This window comes from Saccharomonospora iraqiensis subsp. iraqiensis (genome assembly GCF_000430445.1).
Lineage (GTDB): Bacteria > Actinomycetota > Actinomycetes > Mycobacteriales > Pseudonocardiaceae > Saccharomonospora > Saccharomonospora iraqiensis.
On sequence record NZ_KE387046.1, the window covers coordinates 8862 to 10711 of the forward strand.

The 1850-nt window shown below is 74.3% G+C and carries 2 protein-coding genes and 1 pseudogene; all 3 read left to right on the forward strand.

The window, feature by feature from the left end; genetic code table 11:
• Positions 1–222, forward strand: a pseudogene (locus tag ACTIR_RS0103585) (precorrin-3B synthase); the annotation flags it as partial.
• Positions 219–845, forward strand: a complete 627-nt coding sequence (locus ACTIR_RS0103590) for a precorrin-8X methylmutase (protein ID WP_026453252.1) — start codon at positions 219–221, stop codon at positions 843–845. The pseudogene ACTIR_RS0103585 and the gene ACTIR_RS0103590, both read left to right, overlap by 4 nt.
• A 53-nt stretch (positions 846–898) precedes the next feature.
• On the forward strand, positions 899–1850 hold a 952-nt coding region (locus tag ACTIR_RS0103595; protein ID WP_065388534.1), incomplete at its 3' end, for a precorrin-2 C(20)-methyltransferase.

Genomic DNA, 1850 nt, shown 5'->3' on the forward strand with positions numbered 1-1850 from the left:
GCGAAGTCGTGGGCCGACGTGCGCGGCGACACCCGCGCCGCGCTCGCGGGCCTGGACACCCTCCGCCCGGGCGTGCGCGCGCACGTCAGCGGGTGCGAACGCCGCTGCGGACGGCCCCGCGGCGAGCACGTCGACGTCCTCGCCACCGGGGACGGCTACCGCGTCGACGGGACACTCGTGCCGGTCGACGCACTCACCGACCGGCTGAAGGGACGCTCGTGATCGACTACATCCGCGACGGCACGGAGATCTACCGCCACTCGTTCGCCACCATCCGGGCCGAGGCCGACCTGTCCGCCCTGCCCGCCGATGTCGCCGTGGCCGCGGTGCGCATGATCCACACGTGCGGCATGGTCGATCTCGTCGACGACCTCGCGCACAGCCCGGACGTCGTCACGGCGGGCCGCGCCGCGCTCGAAGCGGGGGCGCCGGTGCTGTGTGACGCGGAGATGATCGCCAGCGGCGTCACCCGCAAGCGTTTGCCCGCCGACAACGAGCTGCTGTGCACGCTGAACGACCCGCGGGTTCCCGGCCTGGCGCGGGAGCTGGGCACCACCCGTTCGGCGGCGGCGCTGGAGCTGTGGCGGGAACGGCTGCCGGGCTCGGTGGTGGCGATCGGCAACGCACCCACCGCCCTGTTCCGGCTGCTGGAACTGCTGGACGAGGGCGTGGGCGCCCCGGCCGCGATCATCGGTGTGCCGGTCGGGTTCGTCGGTGCCGTGGAGTCCAAACAGGAACTGATCGACCGCGCGCCCGCGCCGTATCTCGCCGTGCGCGGGCGCCGGGGCGGCAGTGCGCTGGCGGTCGCGGCGGTGAACGCGATCGCGACGAAGGAGGAGATGTGAGCAGCACCGGCACGTTGTTCGGTGTCGGGCTGGGCCCCGGCGACCCGGAACTGATGACCGTCCGCGCGGCCCGGCTGATCGGCGAGGCCGACGTGATCGCCTACCACTGCGCCCGGCACGGCCGCAGCATCGCCCGCTCGGTCGCCGAGCCGTACCTGCGGGACGGCCAGACCGAGGAACGGCTGATGTACCCGGTGACCACCGAGACCACCGACCACCCCGGCGGGTACGAGGGCGCGCTGGCCGACTTCTACGAAGAGTCCGCCAAGCGGTTGGCCGCCCACCTGGACGAGGGCCGGGACGTGGTGCTGCTGTGCGAGGGCGACCCGTTCTTCTACGGCTCCTACATGCACATGCACGAACGCCTGGCCGACCGCTACGCCTCCGAGGTGGTGCCCGGGGTGACGTCGGTCAGCGCCGCCGCGGCGCGGACGGGCAGGCCGCTGGTGGAGCGGGACGAGGTGCTCACCCTGCTGCCGGGCACGCTGCCCGCGCCGGAGCTGGCGCGGCGGCTGGCCGACACCGACTCGGCCGCGGTGCTCAAACTCGGCCGCACGTTCGGCTCGATCCGCCAGGCGCTGGCCGAGGCGGGCAGGCTGGACGAGGCCTACTACGTCGAACGCGCCACCTGGCAGGCCGAGCGCGTGGAACCGTTCGCCGAGGTCGACCCGGAGGGCGTGCCGTACTTCTCGGTGGCCGTGGTGCCCAGCCCCACCGCCTCGGCGAAGATGGCCCGGCTCGAACAGGAGGGCCTCGAACAGGGAGGCACCGCACAGGCCGCCCCGGCCGGAACTCCCGCCGACGGGCGGGCCGTGGAGGATCGGACCGGGGGAGAGGTCGTCGTGGTGGGCCTGGGCCCCGCCGGGCCGCAGTGGACCACCCCGGAGGTCGAACAGGCCCTGGCCCGCGCCGACCACCTGGTCGGCTACGGCACCTACCTGGCACGGGTGCCGCAGCGCGCCGGCCAGCAGCGGCACGCCTCCGGCAACCGCGTCGAGGCCGACC